Source organism: Streptomyces huasconensis, from assembly GCF_021028635.1.
GTDB lineage: Bacteria > Actinomycetota > Actinomycetes > Streptomycetales > Streptomycetaceae > Streptomyces > Streptomyces huasconensis.
Genome location: NZ_CP086119.1, coordinates 5980175 through 5999017 on the forward strand (window position 1 = coordinate 5980175; position 18843 = coordinate 5999017).

The window sequence follows — 18843 nt, forward strand, 5'->3', positions numbered from 1 at the left end:
CCTCAGTCCATCCGGCGGGCGGCACCCAACAATCCGGTCTCGGCATCGGTGGCCTGCGTCATCACGTACTGCCGGTCGCCATCGGCGCACCACAACGTCACGCCGTCGGCAAGCGTCGGCAACGAATCCACGTCCGCACCCGGCAACCCCAGCTCCCGCCCGATCAGCGTGGCTTCATCAGGCGACACCCGCTGGACCCCCACGAGCCGGGCCTGCCGCATCAACCGGGGAGCGACAGGACTGAGATAGGGCAACACCGTCAGCACCGACTGCCAGGGCCCGGCCACCACCCGCCCCCGAGGCGGCCGCATCCCGCAGTCCCGCACCACGAGCACAGGACTCCCCGCCGAGGCTCCCTGCGGCGGCACCCGCCCCACCTCATGCACAGCCATCCCACTGGGCCCGACCCCAAGCGCCTGAACAAGCCGCCCCCACGCCCCGGCCCGCCCGGTCTCCACAGCCACCCGAGTCCCGATGGCGGCGGCCCGCAACGCGATGACCTGAGCGGTCCACAGGCCACCGATGAACAGGATGTCGTACGGCGTCGGACGGTTGAGCCCGAGAGTCGCGGGCCGGCTCTCCGCGTCCACCCCGATCACCACCCCGTCATCCCCGATGGGCAGGGTGAGCACATCCACCTGATCAGCCGTGAGTCCGTGTCGCCCGTGCCGGGGCCCGATCAGCCCGAAGCCCCCACGCACGGCATCCAGAGCCGTCACCGCGCACCTCCCAGGGGAAGCGTCGCCAACATCCCCGGCAGCTGCTCCCGATCCAACCGCAGCAAGCCCGCTCCCACCTGTCGCGCTCCTCGCTCCAGCCCCTGCCGTGCCGCCGAGAGCTCAACGTCGCTGCGGCCCGTGACCCGCACATGACCGCTCAAGGTGATCTCCTGCCGCGTACCCCGCCCGAGCGTGAGACTGAACGTCGTGGCGAGTGCCGGAACCGCGGTGAGTACAGCGACGAGTTGAGGCAGCGCAGGTCCGCCGTCGCCACCGAGCCGGGGCCACCGCCGTACCCAGTAGGTGGTGTGCCGCCGGTTGTCGCACCGCCACGCGCGCAAGGACTCCTCGGTCCTGCGCTCCGCCAGTTCCGCACGCCCGGCCTGGGCGGTCATCAGAGGGTTGGCACAGGCGGAGGTCGCCACAGCGGCGGCCACCTCGTCCTCGTTCAGCACCGTCACCCGGAATCCCGCCCCCTTCAGCCGGCTCGAAAGCTGGTCGACGGCGCGCACCAGACACTTCTGGGCCCCCGCCAGCCCGCCCCCGCGCGCCGCCACGGCCTCTGGGCACAGCTCCGGGTCCAACTTGAGGGCGATCCACGTGATGCGCACGGCCGGCGCCCCGGTCTGGGCCTGTAGCGGCGCGTAATTGCTGACGGCCACGGACTGCTGAGGCAGGTGCAGTGCGGGTGCGGGCTGTGTGTGGATCACTATCTGCGCGGATTCCAGCCGGATTCCGTCCACTTCGAGTGCCGCGCGGACCAGCCCGACCGGCAGCGGCTGCCGTCCCCGCTCGGCCCGCAACGCGGTCGCGTCGGATTCGATCTGCAACACCGCCGTCAGGAACGTCCCGTCCCCGGCCATGCCGACCTGCCGCCGCGAACGGCCCCTGTAGGCATACGTCCGCAGGGCGGGATCGCATTCGACGGCCAGGGCGAAGGAGGGGTCCGTGCCGGGCGGCACCATCACTTCGGCCGAACGTCGCACGCGCCCCCGGAACTCCCGGGTGATGGCCAGCCATTCATGCCACGGGCGGCCATGGCGACGCCCGAAGGCGAAGAACACCAGCACCGCCGCGATCACCGCTGCCGCTGCGGCCGCCAGGGGATCGACGAGCCAGGCCGCCCCCACCAGGGCAAGGGCCAACTCCACGAGGACCATGGGGCGCAAGCCTGACCAACCGAACTGCGGTGAGCGGGACGTGAGGTGAGGAGCGAAGACGCTGTGGGGGAGAGGTGCAGGTGAAGCGGCCGCCGGTGCCGGTGCACGCGTCCCGGATTCGGCACGACGCCGCCCGGGCCGGGTCCGCACTGACGTAGCCATCGACATAACCCCTCGTAGGTCTCAAATCGGCGTGCGGAACGCGAACTTGAGGCCCCTCGCCCTCACCCACCTCACACGCGCGATCACACAACAGGCATAGTAGGGGGCCGGTCTGACAGCGGAGGCCCGGGGCAGGCGTCCGCCCCGGCCCTGCTCGGGTGGAGCGACGATCGCCCACGCTCGCTCATAGGGGGAACGCAGACGCGCATGGCATCACGACGGGACGAACTCAACGCCTACACCTTCGCGAAGCGCCGCACGCTGGCCGCCTTCGTCCAGCCCTCACCGTCGGGCTCGGAGGAAGGGGCCCCGCGTCCGCTGCGCGCGGTGGTGCCCGGCCTCATCGTCGCCGTGGTGGTCCTGGCGGTGTTCGGAGCGTGGGGGATGTTCCGGCCGGCGGCGAAACCGGGCTGGGACCAGCCCAAAGAACACGTGATCATCGCGAGCGACTCGACGACCCGCTACGTCATCCTGCAGACCGACGGCAAGCGCCAACTGCACCCCGTCCTGAACATGGCCTCCGCCAAGCTCCTCCTCGACTCGGGCAAGGGCGAAGTCATCAAAGTCGACGAGTCGATCCTCGACAAGGGCACGATCCCGCACGGCGCGACGATCGGCATCCCGTACGCCCCCGACCGCCTCCCCTCCGCGTCCGAGGCCGGCACGGCCAAGCGCTGGGCGGTGTGCGAACGCCCCGTCGAAGGCGGAAGCAGCATCCAGAAGGCCGCGTTCGTGCTGGGCGACCGGGACCGGAACAAGACCGAGGGACGCCAACGCCTGCGAGGTGGCGAGCTGCTGTACGTCGTCGGCCCCGACAAGGCCAGGTACGTGGTCGACGCGCGCGGAACCAAGTACCGGATCGCGGAGAAGGAGGACCGCGAACTCCTGCTGCGTGTCCTCGTGAGGTCGGACCACGAACCGCAGCGTGTCTCCAAGCAGTGGCTCGACACGCTGCACCCCGGCGGCGCCATCGCGTTCCCCGAGATCGAGGGTGTCCCAGGAGCCGACGCGAAGGTGCCGGGCCTCCAGAATCGGGCGGCCGACAAGGTCGGCACGATCATCGAGGCGACCGACGGCGACAGGACACGGCACTACGTGGTCCTCCCGGGACGCATCGCCCCCGTGTCCGACTTCACCGCGAAGCTGCTGCTCGGCAGCCCCGACCTCGTCGACCTGGAGCAGGACGGCCGAGCCCGTCCACTGAGCGCCGGAGCCTTCACCCCCGACACCACGGAGTTCGGGGCGGACAACAGGTGGCCGCGTGCGATGCCGACGGCGGCCAACGAGGCATCGACCACGGACGGCAGCCGCAACACCGTCTGCAACGTCCTGCGCGACGTCGACGCCGACAACGGCAAGACCACTCTCAGCACGTGGGCGGGCGCCGACTTCCCGGCCCCGCTCCCCACCGGATCGTCGAGCGCTTACGTCACTCCGGGCTCGGGCCAGCTCTACCGGCAGTTCCTCGGCTCCGAGACCAAGGCGGGCGGTATCTTCCTGGCCACCGACACTGGTTTGCGGTACGCGCTGCAGTCCAACAGCGACAGCGCGACGGACGACGCGAGCATCGGCCTGTCCGCCAAGCAGCGCAAGCAGCAGCAACAGGAGGCACAACAGGCGCAGACACGCCTCGGATACGGGGATACGGACGTGACCCTGATCCCCGCGGCCTGGTCCGCGTTCCTGCCCACGGGCCCGCGCCTGTCAACGGCCGCGGCTCGGCAGCCGCAAGGTGCCTGAGGCCAGGAAGGGAGCGCTGACATGACGTACGCGACCGCTACGTCCGCCGCGCGTGCACGCCGCGCGAGAAAAGCCACGGGTACGGCCGCGGCAGCACTGGCGCTCGGGCTGGCCACGCCGATGCCGGCCGCCGCCGACCCGTCGTCGTCCGGGCAGTGCACATTCCCCTCCAAGAAGTACGAGGGCCGCCCTTGGTCCCTGCAACGCGTGCTCCTGGACGAGCTGTGGCGCCAGTCCACGGGCAAAGGCGTGCGGGTCGCGGTGATCGACACGGGGGTGGACACCCAGAACCCCCAGCTGAGGCCCGCGGTGGACGCGGCACGCGGCCGCAACTTCCTGCCCACCAAGGACGAGAAGGGCAAGAAGATCGATCGAGGCAAGGCCGACGGCACCACGGACACGGTCGGTCACGGCACGCGCGTGGCGGGCATCATCGCGGCGCGCCCCGCCAAGGGAACCGGCTTCGTGGGCCTCGCTCCCGAGGCGACGATCATCCCGATCAGGCAGAACGACGCGGAGGGCCATGGCACCGCGGAGACTCTCGCGCAATCGATCGACTACGCGGTCGGCGCCGGAGCGGACGTCATCAACATCTCGCAGGACACCGCGAACGCGGCCGAGCCCTCTCCCGAACTCAAACGGGCGGTGGACAGGGCGCTCGGCCTGCGGCGGGTGATCGTCGCGTCGGCAGGCAATGACGGCCTGGGCGGCAACGTCAAGAAGACCTACCCCGCCTCCTACGAGGGCGTCCTCGCGGTGGCGGCCTCCGACCGCAACAACGAACGAGCCGCCTTCTCCCAGTCCGGCGGCTTCGTCGACGTGGCGGCCCCGGGCGTCGACATGATCTCGACCGTCCCTCTGGGCGGCCACTGCGCCGACAGCGGCACCAGTTTCGCGGCCCCGTACGTCACCGGCCTCGCGGCCCTCATCAAGTCCAAGCACCCCAACTGGACGCCACGCCAGATCACGGCTCAGATCCAACAAACAGCGGAACGCTCTGTGGCCGGCCATGACCGCCTGGTCGGCTGGGGCGTGGCGGACCCGACCCGGGCCCTGACGGAAGACGCCCACCCACGCGAACGCCCCACGGCCGCGGAGGGAGTACGCGGAGCGGAGGCCCCAACTCCCGCGGAACTCCACGTCGGTGAGACCTCGGAGGAGCGCACGGCCCGCATCGCCACGTATGTCGCCGTGGGCGCCGTCGTGGTGGTGGCGGGGCTGGGTGGAGTTGGGGTGGCGGTGCGGGATGCCGGGCGGCGACGGCGTGGCCGGTAGCCGTCTGGATCAATGCCAGCCGGAACGGCGAGGACTACGCCCATGTCGACTCCGGCAACCGCAGGTAATGCGCTCGCAAAGAAGCGCGTTACGTCTGTCTCAGTTCTTGGGTGTCTCACTCAACGGGTCATTGGAGGACCAGAATTCCGAGCGGACGTTGGGGCGCGGAACAGGGTAAACGTCCTCGTACGATGGCCCGTTGGGCTTGGCCGTGGGGTCAGCTACTTCAGACTCCGTGACGCATGGGGTGGCGACCTCGAAGAATGCCTGGCCGCCCCCACCGATGGTCAAACTGATTCCGAAACCATCGCGTGTCTTGGCGAAAATGGCAGGAAATTTTTCACTCTTGTTGACTTCGGTGATGCGGAAACCGTGACTCCGCCAATGGCGTTCGATGACGCCCAAGAAGCTGCCGCGCCGTTCCTTTGAGATGATCGTCATTACGGTACGTCGCCGTGACACATCGCAACTCCCGGCGGTAGTAGGACCATGGGCCCAATTGACCTCAGGTTTGATGGCGGAGAAAGTGGCGTCGAGCATCGCGTCGGCCCGTTCGGCGGCCTCTTGCATATTCATGTCGGTCTTTTCTTTCTTGTTGCCAGGAGCTCCCTGGCGGTCAGGCGAGCTGCATCCCGTGATCAGAAGGATGCAGCCCATGATGACTGTCGCGGACAGTCGCGGCCAGGTATTCATCGGTAGCGCTCCACTTTGATATCGCCAGAATTGCCGGAAACGACCCTGGCGACGTTGTCTGCTGACACCTGGTCCTTCTGTGGATTAAAATAATTGGAGTGCGCGGGAGTCGGCCCCTGGCCGTCAATGAACGGACGAGGGCCGTCATCTACGACGAAACGTCTGGCGCCGAATGCTTCGCTGGCCGGGTCCTTTCCGAACCAGAGGTCGTCGTCGCCCTTGTCCGCAAAATCGCCCAGGACGTAGGATCCCATCGGCCCGCCGACGAAGAACCCTCCCGCGCCGACTGCTGCCTCCGTCTTGGAGGGAAGGTGCGACACCGGGTCGTTCTCCGCCGCGCCGACGAAAACATGGTCCTTTCCCACGCCGAGATCCTCGGCGCGGTCGACGCCGACGCCTGGGCTGCCCAGGAGAATGATGTCGTCCGCGCCCGGGATGCCGCCCGCCTCTTGAGTCGCCGCGCCCACTGTTCGAGAGCCGTACGAGTGGCCGATGGCGGTGAGATGCGGATCCCCGTTACGATTCGTGACATCCAAACCGTCCATAAAACTGTTGTAGGCCGGAGCCCCCTTCTCGGCCCGGTCCGAGCCCATGACGGCGACATTGCCCAATAGGCTCTCGCGGTCAGGGAGTTGCGGTGCGTCGTATCCCAGCCAGACGATCGAAGCGCTGGACGAGTCGTATGCCTGTGCCCCGATGGCCGTATCGCGTGCCCGTTTGAGGTCGTTCTTGGCGAAATCCTCATCCAGTGCTGTGCCTAGGCCCGGGACGTAGGCGGAGACGTTCCTCGCTGTGTCAGGATTGCCGAAACTGACGATGGCGCGGCCATTCCCTTCGTCTCCGATGCCGAGAAGGAACATGGGCGGCTTGCTGCCGGACGCGAGCTGTCGGTCGATCTCCGCCAACCCTGCCAGCTGCGTCCGAGACTTCTCGTCGTCCTGCCCCGCCAGCTTCCCCATCAGGAGCTGCAAGTTCTCGCGGTTGGCCGCATCCCGCACTTCGGCCGGAATCCCGTCGAGATTGCCGATCACGTCGGGGTAGACGGCCATGTACTCTTCGCGCTGCTCCTGGCTCAGTCCTTCCCACCACTTCATGCGTTCGGTGGCAGACTTTTCATAAGGGATGTCATCGGACAAATATTCTGCCGCAGTTCTTACCGCCTCGGCGTCGGCGGCGGCATCAGCCCACGTCTTGGTATCGACAGTCAAGCCAGGGGCGGCCTTGAGCTTGTGCAGTGCTGAGCTGTACCGTGCGTCGATCTCTTGGGCTTCCCGCAGGGCACGTGCGATGCGATCGGCTATGTCCTGGGCCTTCGCCTGGTGAGGGTTGGCGATGAAAATATGGGGAATGCTAGGAGGTTGGTACCGGAGATAACTGTCCGACGGGCCCAAGCCTGCGTTGCCCGATGTGAGCATTCCGTTGTGACCCACGGCCGTCCCACCCGGGTTCTTCTTCCCGGTAGTCATATTTTCGCCGCCGGCCGGATAATCGATACTGCCGTCGGTGTTCACTGCGTAGGACAGCGCCGCGGCATCGTCCAAGGCGTCCCTCAGCTGTCGCCGAGGCGCACTCAACTCCTCCGCCAAGCCGTGCAGTGCCGAGCGAATCAGGCCCGACTCCGTCTGGATGTAGTGGTAATTTCGTTCAAGTCGCTTCAAGCGGCGGACGGCGGACCGCGCTGATTCGCTCTCCTGCGTTTTCGACAGTGCGCCCGCCATTCCGCCTTCCACGGACGTGCGCGCCGAGTCCGCCTGACGGGACACAGCCCCCCAGCTGTCACCCGCATCATTGAGTTCCGAAAGCTTAAGGTCTCGTAACTGCTGCCAAGTCAGCACGGTGATCACCTCTCTCGTCTGGGTTCAGGCAAGTCCACCGCGTCGGCCTTGCGACCGACTCGGACGTCCACCTCGCCCAGTTCTCTTGCGACGCCACGCAGCTTGGGCTCCAGCGCATCACATTCGTCCCGCACGGTGGCCAGACGTTTCTCCCATGAAGTGAGGACGGCCTTCAAGGCGCCGAGACTCGACAGCCCCTCCGCGCCACTGGTGACCCCCACGTGCCCGGTGGACAGATCCCTTTTGGCCTGGGCAGTACTGGTCCTCAGGTCATGTGCAGTCTGTGCGGCGCGAATCCAGGGCTTTCCTGTGTGCCGAAGAGTCCCGGCGCCGCTGTCTCCCCCGCCGCCCGGCTCGGCAGCGGCTGTCGATGCCTGGTTGAGCTCCATCTGTGTGGAGTGGCGCCCAGCCGCATCGGCTTTGAGTCGCTCCCACTCGTCCCACGCCATGCGTGGCCTCCCTCCTTCATGCGCTCATGTGGACGTCAGCCGCGCTCCGAATGCCCAGCTCAGCATGACGTCGTGAACGTGCGTGAGAGTAGCGGCAATGGACCGCGAGGGATTGAGTACGTGTACTCAGACGGATTGAGCATCGGCTGCGGTGCGTCGGCTGAGCGCAGATGACACCATGCATCTTGGGACTGCCGGCGGGGGACGATGGTGGCCGGTTCCTAACCCTGCTCCGCTGTAACGAAGTTGGTGCGGCTGCGGGGTGTAACTAGAGTGACGCATGCGCGATCAGCGACCACCAGCCGACCCGATCACGCGAGCGTCGGCCGGGTGGGGGACGGGGAGGGAAGGCCTAGTGCTTCCTACGGACGGGCACGGGGGCACTGCGCCGACATCAGGTGCCGATGTCAAGCGTGGGCTCGAAGCGTTGAAGACGTTTCGCCGACGCATCAACACGCTGCTCACGGAGTTCGAGGGCTCGGCCGGAAGCGCGTCGAAGGTCGGGACGCAGAAGGTCTCCCGCACCTCGTTCAGCGGCACGGGCAGCGCCTTCCCTGAGGCCGACGGGCTGTACTCGCAGTACGACCAGGTACACGAAAGGCTGACCTCGCTCTCAAAGATGCTCGGTGACCAGATCGAGGCGATGGGGATCGCCGTTCATGGCGCGGACATCGGCTTCGACAACCTCGAGGATGATCTGCGGCAGCGCTTCTGGGCGATTCAGACCAGGGTCGACCACGAGCAGGAGGCGGCCGGGCGCGAGCGTGGTGGCAGGCCGGACGATCAGGGTGGCCACGGCAGTGACAGGTCCGGGGCGGGGTGGTCCTAGTGGGTTTCGAAGGACACCGGCTGAACGACATGATCGACCTGGTCGAGCAGGCGAAACCAAGTGACCTGGAGAGTGCCGGCGAGGCGCTGTTGAAGGCGCGGGACGCGATCGCCGCGGCAGCCGAGGAACTCGGTCAGCACATCGACAGGGTCGACTGGGAGGGCGAGGCGGGCCGGGCCTTTCGCAAGTGGGGCAAGAACCTGGTCAAGGACACGCACAAACTCTCCGACTTCGCTGACACCGCGGGAACGCACATGGGCTCCGCGGGGGCTGGGTTGGCATCGGTACGTAGCTCGATGCCGCCGCGCGACAATCGGGCCGACGCGAAGACCGTGGAGGACATCCCCTCCCCGAAGAGGGTTGAGGGGACCGAGGAGTACGTCGCCGCTGTCAAGGCGGAGAGGCACCGCCAAGAGGCGATCAACCAGATGAATCGGCTGGCGTCCTTCTACCGGGTCTCGCAGGATGGGATGGCGCGGCAGCAGGCACCTGCGTTTTCGGCGATGCCCAACGTGGGCATGCCGCAGCCGGATCGGAGGAGAACGCCCGTCACTCCCGGAGGGGGCCAGGGCGTACAGCCCTCTGGTTCGGCAGCCACAGTTGCGCAAGCAGCCTCCCCTCCCGACCCGGCTGATCTCAAGGGGGCGGGTGACGGTGCACCGGGAGGCAGTGGCTCCCCAGTGCCGAGGGGTGAAGTGCACGGCCCCATCGCCGTTCCGGATCGTCCTGTGGGCATGGAGATCAACAGTGTCCACACGTTGCCCCCACAGTCCGTAGCCCCCGGGCCTGGTCCTCATGCTCCAGTCCCCGGTCCCGTGCCGCATGACGGCGGTCCGGGTTCCCCGGTCGGCAGCGGACGTATCCATCCGAAGGTCGGTGGGCCCACCCCACGCACACCTGCTCCCGCAGGCAACGGGAAAGCGACGACGTCGGCTCAGGGCCGAGCGGGCAGCTCAAGGGGAGTGCATGACGGAGCTGGGCACCCGGCGGCACCGCCCTTCGGGCGTGGGGGTTCCACCGGTCCATACGCACAAGGGCGGACCATCAGTGGTCCGACGGCATCAGGACAACCAGCAATGGGGCGCAGCGTCACCGGCGGCACTCCGCGACCCGTCGGGGCACCGGGCCAGCCTCCTGGAGGCCGGAACAGTGCTGCTGCAGGCAGAGCCCAAGGTGTGATCGGGGGTCGGCCTGCTTCGAGCCCCGTCTCCGGCGCGGGCGGGCCAAGAGCGCTGCGAGGGCCCGTCATCGGTGCCGCAGGGCCGGGAATCTCCGGAACGGAGCGTGGCAGTGGCGGCCAGCGCGGAGTCAGAGGAGGGGCTGCTCAAGGCGCTGCCGACCGGGGGCAGGCCCCTCGCCGTCTCCCAGGGTCCTCGGGTGGCGTTGTCGGAACACCGACTGGACGCATGGCTACCGCGAAAGGGACTGGAGAGGGATTCACGGTCGGCGGCGCGGGCCTGGTGCGAGGAACTGCGGATGATCAGCAACGGTCCACCCCTGAAGGGAACGGGATGATGCAGGAGCCCGACTGCGTGGTCAGCGCTGAAGAGACGCGTCTACGGGACGGACAGTAGCGCCCTGCATCCCCAGTGATCGGTTAGTCGCGAGCGAGGAAGTGCAGGGCATGAAGGCAGGATTCGGTCAGGTCGGCAGCGGATGGGTGCCGTTGGCAGGGCCTGGGCAGAGACGCTTCAGCCGCGTGGCCACGGTGGCCGGGTTGCTGACACTCCTCGCGGTGGGGGCGGCGCCCGGCGTCGCGGCCGACGACGTTCAGTCCAAGCAGTGGTACTTGTCGGCGATGAAGGCCGATGAAGTCTGGAAGTCCAGCACGGGTGTGGGCGTCAAGATTGCAGTGATCGACACCGGCGTCTCGCGGACGCCCTCTCTCAAGGGACGGGTGGAGTCCGGCAAGGACTTCTCGGGCGTGAGCGGCGGACCCTTGGATGATTACGACGGTCACGGGACCACAATGGCGGAACTCATCGTGGGAACGGGGCGAGGAGGGCTGAAGGGTCTGGCTCCCGGAGCCGAGGTCATCTCCTTTCGCATCGGTCTGGGCAAGCGCTTTGACGACAAGCCGGACAGAGTGCCTGCTGCCATTCGTGCCGCTGCCGACAGTGATGCGCAGATCATCAGCATGTCGTTCACCAGTGAGTACATGAGCCCCACCGAGAAGAAGGCCGTGCAATATGCCCGGTCCAAGGGGAAGCTGCTGTTCGCCGGTGTCGGAAACGATGCGGAGAAGAAGAACTACATCGGCTATCCGGCTGCGTACGCGGACGTCACTGGAGTGTCCGCCGCTGGCAAGACGGGAAAGGTGGCCAAGTACTCGGAATTCGGCGCCTTCGTGGACTTGGCCGCCCCCGGCCTCGGCATCCCCCACTGGTGCGACGCAACCTTCCGCTCCTACTGCCAAGAGGGCGGTGGCGGCACCAGTTCCGCCACCGCTATCGCCTCCGCCTCCGCCGCCCTCGTCTGGTCCAAGCACCCGAAGTGGACCGCCAACCAGGTTCTCCGCGTCCTCATCGACACCGCGGGGCGTGACTGGCCCAAGGACGAGCCCAGTGACTATCTCGGGTACGGGCTGATCCGCCCGGCCCGCAATGTCGTGAAGGGTGAGGGAAAGCCCGGCCCCGCGGACATCGATCCCCTGACGAACAAGAAGACCGCGGTCGCTGGAAGCGACGAGGACGGCACCGCTCCTTCCGCCTCCGCCTCCGCGCCCGCACCGCCCGCGCAGAAGGCCACCTCAGGCGAGCAACAAGCCACCGCGGCGAAGTCCTCGGACGGCGACGGCTCCTCCCGGATGTGGCTCATCGGCGGTGGCCTCGCCGCTGTCGCCGTGTTCTGCGGGGGCGGTTACGCCGCGGTGCGCGCACGGCGCGGAGCCTGAACTCGGCACCTGCTGATACATCCCGACGAAGGACCATGAAGGGAGCCCACCGTGGCTGAGGGCCAGAAGTTGAACAACCAGCAAGTGGCACTTCTGAAGAAAGAGATCGTGGGCAAGTACGACTCGGTCCAGAAGCAGCTCAAGCGTCTCCAGGGCACGCTCGACACGATGGAGGGCAACTGGCGGGGCATCGGAGCGCATGCCTTCGACAAGAAGCAGACCGAGATCAACGAGCACATGCGGGCGATCGGCAACATCCTGGTGGACTTCCTCGAAGGCATCAGCGGCAACGAAAAGCTCGTGGACGGCCTCGAGGATCAGGTCCAGTCGACGATGAACAGCATCGACGTCCAGTACGGCGGCAAGCACTCGGCCATCAGCAGCTACTGAGCGCCGGAGCACTGAGCAAGAATCAACCACTGAGAAACGGGGCAGGCATGGCAAACGTTCACCTCGACGAGCTCGCCGTCAAGTACGGCGGCCTTGACGCCATCACCACCGAACTCGGCATCCAGGCCAAGCAGCTCGAAGCCGACCTCGCCGACATCAAGCGCGCCGTGGCCAAGGTGGCCGAGGGCTGGGAGGGCGAGGCCCACACGGCGTACACCGTCAAGCAGAAGGAGTGGGACAAGCACGTCGAGGCGATTCACCGGGCCCTTGTGGAGATCGGCCGGAAGGTCGGCCAGGCCGGCGGCGATTACCGCGGCGGCGACCTCAAGGGTGCCAGCTACTTCCAGTGAGCCCGCGCGACTGCGGGACGAGAAGGCAGTCGTAGGACGTGTTGCAGGGGTGGACGCGCGCGGGAGGCGTCCACCCCTTCACGTCGCCCGGGGGCGCCGTTCCTCACTCCGCGGGGAGCCCGCCGTTCCGCGGGGACGGCTCCAGATCGAACTCCCCGTCCCGCGCCCCCAGCACGAACGCCCGCCACTCCGCCTCGGTGTACCGCAGTACCGTCTCCGGCTCCAGCGACGACCGCATCGCCACCGCACCCCCGGGCAGATCCGCGATCTCGACCCGCTCCTCGTGCTGTTCGGTGCCGGGAGCGCTGCGCCACTCGACGCCGGAGATGTCGAGGGCGTAGAGCTCCTCCTTCTCGCGTTCCTTGCGGGCCTTGGTCTGCGCCTCGGTTTCGGGTGCGTCGGTCATGGCGGAAGGGTCCCTTCACAACATACGAAAGTGCTGGAGACTCACCCTACTTGGGGCACTCCGTCGCTGTTCAGAGGTTGGCAAGGCCCACGACGGCCGCCGGTTCGGCCCTGGCGGCGGTGGTCAGTACTCCCCGGCCACCAACCCCGTCTGCACCATCGGCTTGCCCCGCCGACGTGACACGAAGATCCCTCGCCCGGCCGGCATCGGACGCGGCCGTACGCCGCCCAGGATGTCGCCCTCGTCCGGGTCGCCGGCCAGGACCACCCCCTGCGCGCCCAGCTCCTTCATCCGCTGCATGAACGGCTCGTACGCCGCACGCCCCGCGCCCGCCGTCGAGCGGGCGACGATGAAGCGGACGCCCACGTCCCGGGCGAAGGGCAGAAGCTCGGTGAGGGCCCCCAGCGGGTTGCCGCTGGACGTGGACACCAGGTCGTAGTCGTCGACGATCACGTACACCGTCGGGCCCCGCCACCAACTGCGCTCGCGGAGCTGCCGCGCGGTGACCTCCGCCGTCGGGGTACGCCGCTGGATCAGGTCGGCCAGCGCGGCCATGTGGTGGTCCATGGCGTTGGACATGGGGATGTATTCGGCCAGGTGGGAGGCCGGGGCGGCGTCGAGGAGGGTGCGGCGGTTGTCGACCACGAAGAGCTTGCAGACGTCACCGCTGTAGCGCTCCGTCAGCCGCTTGATGAGCAGCCTGAGCAGGTTGGACTTGCCCGACTCGCTCTCGCCGAAGACGAGGAAGAACGGGTCCTGCTCGAAGTCCACGAAGACCGGTTCGAGGTTGTTCTCGTCGAGGGCGAAGGAGACGCCCCGGTCGGGGAAGACGTTGCCCGGGGGCAGCTGTTCGGCCGGAAGCTCGCGCGGCAGCAGGCGGACCGCCGGGGCGCCGGGCTCCGTCCAGTGGCGGGAGACCTCGGCGGCCATTGCGGCCGTCGCGTCGGCCAGGTCCGTGTCGGAGGAGAGCCCGTCGATGCGGGGCACGGCTGCCATGAAGTGCTGCTTCTGCGGGGTCTGGCCCCTGCCGGGGACACCGGCGGGGACGTTGGCCGCGACCTTGCGGTCGAACTCGGAGTCCATGGTGTCGCCGAGCCGCAGTTCGAGCCGGTTCATGAGGTGGTCCTTGAGGTTCGCGCGGACCTCCATGGAGCGTGACGCGGTGAGGATCAGGTGGACGCCGTAGCCGAGGCCGCGGGCCGCGATGTCGAGCACGGCGGGTTCCAGACCTTCGTACTCGGCACGGAAGGTGCCCCATCCATCGATGATCAAAAAGACGTCACCCCACGGCTGGTCCGTCACCGAGATCTCGCCGCGCGCCCGACGTGCCCGGAAGTCGGCGATCGACGCGATGCCCGCCGTACGGAAGTACTCCTCGCGGCGGGTCAGCACGCCGTACACCTCGGCGAGCGTGCGCCGCACCCGCTCGGGGTCGAGCCGCGAGGCGACCCCGCCGACGTGCGGGAGGCCGGCGACGGACGCCATGCCTCCGCCGCCGAAGTCGAGTCCGTAGAGCTGCACTTCGTACGGTGTGTGGGTGAGGGCGAAAGCCGCCATCAGCGAGCGCAGCAGGATCGACTTGCCGGACTGGGGGCCGCCGACGACCTGCATGTGACCCGCCGCGCCGGAGAAGTCGCACCACAGGGGTTCGCGACGCTGCTCGTACGGCTTGTCGACCAGGCCCAGCGGTACGACGAGGCGTCCCGCGCCCGCGTAACCGGGCTGGGTGAGTCCGCGTCCCTCGACGGCGGTGAGACCTGTCAGCAGCGCATCCAGCGGTGGCGGGCTCTCCAACGGCGGCAGCCACACCTGGTGGGCGGCGGGGCCCTGTGCCTCCAGCCGCCGTACGATGACGTCGAGCACGGTGTCGGCGAGCGCGTCGTCCGTGTCGGGGGCGTCGGGGCCGGTCGCGGGACGCGGCGCCGGCATCGGCGCGGTCCCGTACCGCACCGGCACCTCGGCCGCCGTGAACAGCACCGGACGGCGGTCCACCGGGCGTGGTCCGCCGGGGGCCGCGGCCTGCGCCGATCCGGAGCGGTAGACACCTGAGACGTACGCCGCCTTGAACCGCACCATCTCGTCCGTGCCGAACTTGAGGTAGCCGGAGCCGGGGACGTTCGGCAGGTGATAGGCGTCCGGCACGCCGAGCGCGGCGCGCGACTCGGCGGCGGAGAAGGTGCGCAGCCCGACGCGGTAGGAGAGATACGTCTCCAGCCCTCGGAGCCGCCCCTCCTCCAAGCGTTGCGAGGCGAGCAGCAGATGCACACCGAGTGACCGGCCGATCCGGCCGATCTGCACGAACATGTCGATGAAGTCGGGCTTGGCGGTGAGGAGTTCGCTGAACTCGTCGATCACCAGGACCAGCGAGGGGATGGACTGGAGCGGGGCGCCCGCCACCCGCGCCTTCTCGTAGTCGTGGATGTTCGCGTAGTTGCCCGCGTCCCGCAGCAGTTCCTGCCGTCGGTTCAGCTCGCCCCGGATGGAGTCGCCCATGCGGTCGACCAGTGTCAGGTCGTCCGCCAGGTTGGTGATGACCGCCGCGACGTGCGGCATCTGCGCCATGCCGGCGAAGGTGGCACCGCCCTTGAAGTCGGCGAGTACGAAGTTCAGGGTCTCGGAGGAGTGCGTCACCGCGAGGCCGAGGACCAGAGTGCGCAGCAGCTCCGACTTTCCGGAGCCGGTGGCGCCGACGCACAGGCCGTGCGGGCCCATGCCCTCCTGCGCGGCCTCCTTGAGGTCGAGCATCACGGGACGGCCGTCCTCACCGACCCCGATGGGGACACGCAGCCGCTCCGCCTCGGTGCGCGGACGCCACGTCCTGCTGGTGTCCACCGAATCGGCGTCGCCCAGATTCAGCAGATCCGTGAACTCCAGGTTGGCGAGCAGGGGTTCGGCCTCGTCGCCACCGGAGGGCACGCGCAGGGGCGCGAGTTGGCGGGCCAGCGCCTCGGCCCCTTCGTAGGACAGGACGTCGGGTGTCCCCTCGTAGACCAGGCCGTGGCCCGACTCGATCCGCATCGACCCCGGACGTACCGCGAGCGACAGACCCCCGCGCCCCTCGGCCAGCTCTCCCGGGACCAGCTCCACGACCGTCACACCCTGCAACCCCTCGGGCGAGGCCAGGGCCGACAGCGGAGGCAGCGACAGACCGTCGAGCATGACGACGATGTGCGGCTCCTCCGGCAGCGGGTCGCCCTCCGGATGGAAGCGCGGACGCCCCTGGAGCCGGGCGGCGAGCATGCTCTCCAGCTCCGTCGGGTCACCGGTGATGAGACGGCGGCTGCCGGCCCCGTCCGCGGCGCCCGGCATCTGGCTGTGCGGCAGCCACTTGATCCACTCCCAGGCGGGCCCCGCGGACCGGCCCGCACCGACGGCGATCACCAGGTCCTGAGGGGAGTGCAGCGAGGCGAGGGACGCGCCGAGCGCACGGGCCGTGCCGCGTGCCGTCTCGGGGTCCCCGCTGATCGTCACGTGGTAGAAGGCGCGCAGCGAGACGGCCATCGGGAGATCTTCGAGCGTGCTGTGCGCGACGAGGAAGCGCTGCATCGCGCCTGCGGTGAGCGGCTCCAGCTCGTCCACCGGAGCGGTCTGCGGCGGAACGAGGGGAGTGGCGAGCTCCTGCGGGCCGAGACCGACGCGCACCTGCCCGAAGTCCTCGTCGCCCGCGCGGCGTTCCCAGACCCGGCTGCACTCGGCGACCAGCGCCCACAGCTGCTCGGGTGAGGGGTGGAGGTAGTACTGGGCGTCGCGCTGAGCCTTCGCGGTCTCCCGCGCCGCGCGGCGGGTCTGCTGCAGGTACCGCAGGTAGTCGCGTCGGAGGTCGGCCAACTGCCCCTGGCTGCCGCGCCGGTAGCGGATGAGCATGGCCACCGACATGGCCACCGTCGAGGCGACCATGACCATGCCCATGATCTTCATGAACGGATGTGCGTTGGGCATGAAGAAGAAGACCACGGAGCCACCCATGCCGAGCATGGGCAGCAACTGCATCATCGCGCCCTCCTGCTGGTCCCGCGGTAGCTCGGGCGGAGGCTGCAACACCACCTCTTCGCTGGGCACTGCCGAGGGCAGAGCCCGAGGTGGGCGCTTGACGACGATGTGGCTCACTGGGCACCAAATCCCTTGCCGGCCGCGGCGTTCCGTCCGCCGCCCCGTGTCGGGCGGACGGTGACCGTCGGCTGATCCTACTGACATGCACGCAGACGATCGGGCGATAGGGTGCCGGTGCGCGTGTGAACGCAAGTGAACCAAGCCGCAGGGTGGCGTGGACAACGGATCGCATACGCCCGCGACGTCACGCCGCAGGGCCCGCACGCGGGATCAAGATCCGGCCGGGTGTGCTCATACGCCACCTGACACGGTCCGTCACACGGCACAGTGTTGCGGCACACACGGACCGGCGTCAGCGATTGAGGGGGAGCAGCAGGTGAGCATGACGGCCTCCGCGACGGCCGGCGGAGCAGCACAGCCCAGCCGTGGCGAAGCGTCGGGGACCAACGCGGGGTTCGGGTTCTGCCGGGTCACCATCGTCGCGCCGGACAGCCGGATCGACGTGTCGCTGCCCGACGACGTCCCTGTCGCCGACCTCTACCCGGAGATCCTGCGCCTGTCCCGGCAGGGCCCGGTGGAGGGCGCACCGGTCGGCTACCACCTCGTACGCCGGGACGGCCTCGTCCTGGACAGTGGCCGCTCCTTCGCGACGCAGCGCATCCTCGAGGGCGAACTGCTCACCCTGCGCCCCTTCTCGGAGTCGCTTCCACCGCCCGTGTTCGACGATGTGTCCGAAGCGGTCGCGTCCGCGGTGACGCGCGACCGCATGCTGTGGAACGGCGACCTGACGCGCCGCGCCGGCCTCACCGGCACCACGGTGCTCTCGGTCCTCCTGGCCTTTGTGACGTGGACGACCGCCCCTGGCCACGACATGCACGGGCTCCCGGGAATCCTGGCCGCCGTCGCGGGTGTCCTGCTGCTCACCCTTTCCGCCGTGCGGGCACGGATCTACGACGACCGCGCCGCATCGGTGGCCCTCGGTCTCGGTGCGTTGCCGAACCTCGCCGTGGCGGGGTCGGGGCTGCTGGCGCTGACCGCGGGGCACGGCATCGGCCGGCTCCAGGCGCTGCTCGCCTTCGCGGCCGTGCTCGTCGCTTCGACCATCCTCACCCTGGTGTCGCCGCGCGGGGACGCCCCGTTCGTCGCCTGCCTCTTCGCCTCGGCCGTGAGCCTGCTCGCGACGTTCCTCGCGGCGCTGTGGCGGCTGTCCCCCGTCGAGACTGCCGCCCTGTGTGCCCCGCTCGCCGTCGGGGCCCTCGCCTTCCTGCCGGGACTGTCCATGCGGTTCGCCCGCCTTCCCATCGGGTTCGAGCCGCCGCACGGCAGCCGCAGCGGGTACGACGCGGAGCCCGCCCAGCAGGAACCCGTCGACGCCGAGCGCATCGCCGCCCAGGCGCGCCGCGGTCACGAGCTGCTCGTCGGTCTCGTCGGCGGCTGCGCCTTGCTGACCATCGGTTCGGCAGCCGTCCTCGGCTTCTCCGATGACGTATGGGCGCAGCTCCTCGCCCTCGCCACCGGCATCGCCATGCTGATGCGCGCCCACCTCTTCCGCTACACCGCGCAGGTCGGCTCCGCCTTGGGCGCCGGTCTGGCCTCCCTGGTCCTGCTCGGCGCCGGCCTCTGTCTCAACCCGCCGGAGGGCCTCATGCGCGCCGCGCGGGCGGGCGACACGGCCGCGCTCGACCTGCGCACCGTATGGCTCGTCGCGGCCATCGCGGCGGCGGTGGTGCTGGTGACGGCTCTCGGGCTCATCACTTCGCGCACCGGTGTGACGCCCTTCTGGGGCCGCTTCCTGGAGATCGCCGAGGCCTTCGTGCTGCTGACGTTGGTGCCACTGGCCCTCGCGGTCTTCGACGTGTACGCCAGGGCCAGAGCGATGACGAGCTGACGAA

Annotated in this window: 15 protein-coding genes; 7 read left to right on the plus strand and 8 right to left on the minus strand. The window is 68.7% G+C overall.

Annotated features, from left to right (window positions below):
• Nucleotides 1-2 precede the first annotated feature (2 nt).
• Complete coding sequence (locus J2N69_RS27275; RefSeq protein WP_230903060.1) at nt 3-719, minus strand: hypothetical protein; 717 nt, start codon at nt 717-719, stop codon at nt 3-5.
• Entirely contained in the window at nt 716-2041 is a 1326-nt protein-coding gene (gene eccE, locus J2N69_RS27280) for a type VII secretion protein EccE (RefSeq protein ID WP_230903061.1), read from the minus strand. The genes J2N69_RS27275 and eccE overlap by 4 nt, the downstream gene beginning before the upstream one ends.
• 207 nt (nt 2042-2248) lie before the next feature.
• Between eccE and eccB the strand changes: the two genes are divergently transcribed.
• Together eccB and mycP are read left to right on the plus strand one after the other, a co-directional pair.
• A complete protein-coding gene (eccB, locus tag J2N69_RS27285) occupies nt 2249-3781 on the plus strand; it encodes a type VII secretion protein EccB (RefSeq protein WP_230903062.1) in 1533 nt (510 codons plus the stop codon).
• Nucleotides 3782-3802: 21 nt separating this feature from the next.
• The gene (gene mycP, locus J2N69_RS27290; protein ID WP_408056812.1) at nt 3803-5056 is read left to right on the plus strand and encodes a type VII secretion-associated serine protease mycosin; all 1254 of its coding nucleotides are present in this window, start codon (nt 3803-3805) and stop codon (nt 5054-5056) included.
• A 99-nt stretch (nt 5057-5155) separates the two neighbouring features.
• Here mycP and J2N69_RS27295 read toward each other — a convergent pair whose 3' ends face one another.
• Genes J2N69_RS27295 through J2N69_RS27305 form a run of 3 tightly spaced genes read right to left on the minus strand, consistent with a single transcriptional unit; the run spans nt 5156 to nt 8033 of the window.
• Nucleotides 5156-5749 (minus strand): hypothetical protein, encoded by a 594-nt coding sequence (locus J2N69_RS27295; RefSeq protein WP_230903063.1) that lies wholly within the window; start codon nt 5747-5749, stop codon nt 5156-5158.
• Nucleotides 5746-7593, minus strand: coding sequence for an alpha/beta hydrolase (locus tag J2N69_RS27300; RefSeq protein WP_230903064.1), 1848 nt, complete (start codon nt 7591-7593; stop codon nt 5746-5748). Before J2N69_RS27300 ends, J2N69_RS27295 begins: the two co-directional genes overlap by 4 nt.
• Complete coding sequence (locus tag J2N69_RS27305; RefSeq protein WP_230903065.1) at nt 7590-8033, minus strand: amino acid ABC transporter permease; 444 nt, start codon at nt 8031-8033, stop codon at nt 7590-7592. Before J2N69_RS27305 ends, J2N69_RS27300 begins: the two co-directional genes overlap by 4 nt.
• A gap of 355 nt (nt 8034-8388) precedes the next feature.
• On the opposite strand from J2N69_RS27305, the gene J2N69_RS27310 reads away from it, so the two are divergent.
• Nucleotides 8389-8862: a hypothetical protein gene (locus tag J2N69_RS27310; RefSeq protein ID WP_230903066.1), complete on the plus strand. Its 474-nt coding sequence runs from the start codon at nt 8389-8391 to the stop codon at nt 8860-8862.
• Here the strand turns inward: J2N69_RS27310 and J2N69_RS27315 are convergent.
• On the minus strand, nt 8859-9002 hold the full coding sequence (locus J2N69_RS27315) for a hypothetical protein (protein WP_230903067.1): 144 nt from the start codon (nt 9000-9002) through the stop codon (nt 8859-8861). The genes J2N69_RS27310 and J2N69_RS27315 overlap by 4 nt on opposite strands.
• Before the next feature lie 1484 nt (nt 9003-10486).
• Between J2N69_RS27315 and J2N69_RS27320 the strand changes: the two genes are divergently transcribed.
• The 3 genes from J2N69_RS27320 to J2N69_RS27330 all read left to right on the plus strand — a co-directional run bounded on the left by J2N69_RS27320 (nt 10487) and on the right by J2N69_RS27330 (nt 12495).
• Nucleotides 10487-11755 (plus strand): S8 family serine peptidase, encoded by a 1269-nt coding sequence (locus tag J2N69_RS27320; protein ID WP_230903068.1) that lies wholly within the window; start codon nt 10487-10489, stop codon nt 11753-11755.
• Between the two features lie 84 nt (nt 11756-11839).
• Nucleotides 11840-12145 carry a WXG100 family type VII secretion target gene (locus J2N69_RS27325; RefSeq protein ID WP_230903069.1) on the plus strand — a complete coding sequence of 102 codons (306 nt, stop codon included), beginning with the start codon at nt 11840-11842 and terminating at the stop codon, nt 12143-12145.
• A gap of 47 nt (nt 12146-12192) precedes the next feature.
• Nucleotides 12193-12495, plus strand: coding sequence for a WXG100 family type VII secretion target (locus tag J2N69_RS27330; RefSeq protein WP_230903070.1), 303 nt, complete (start codon nt 12193-12195; stop codon nt 12493-12495).
• A 103-nt stretch (nt 12496-12598) separates the two neighbouring features.
• On the opposite strand, the gene J2N69_RS27335 is transcribed toward J2N69_RS27330, so the two are convergent.
• Together J2N69_RS27335 and eccCa are read right to left on the minus strand one after the other, a co-directional pair.
• Nucleotides 12599-12901 (minus strand): DUF397 domain-containing protein, encoded by a 303-nt coding sequence (locus tag J2N69_RS27335; RefSeq protein WP_127911223.1) that lies wholly within the window; start codon nt 12899-12901, stop codon nt 12599-12601.
• Nucleotides 12902-13024: 123 nt separating this feature from the next.
• Nucleotides 13025-17008 (minus strand): type VII secretion protein EccCa, encoded by a 3984-nt coding sequence (gene eccCa / locus J2N69_RS27340; protein ID WP_230903071.1) that lies wholly within the window; start codon nt 17006-17008, stop codon nt 13025-13027.
• Nucleotides 17009-17333: 325 nt separating this feature from the next.
• On the opposite strand from eccCa, the gene eccD reads away from it, so the two are divergent.
• Nucleotides 17334-18839: a type VII secretion integral membrane protein EccD gene (gene eccD / locus J2N69_RS27345; protein ID WP_408056919.1), complete on the plus strand. Its 1506-nt coding sequence runs from the start codon at nt 17334-17336 to the stop codon at nt 18837-18839.
• The last annotated feature ends 4 nt before the right edge of the window (nt 18840-18843 follow it).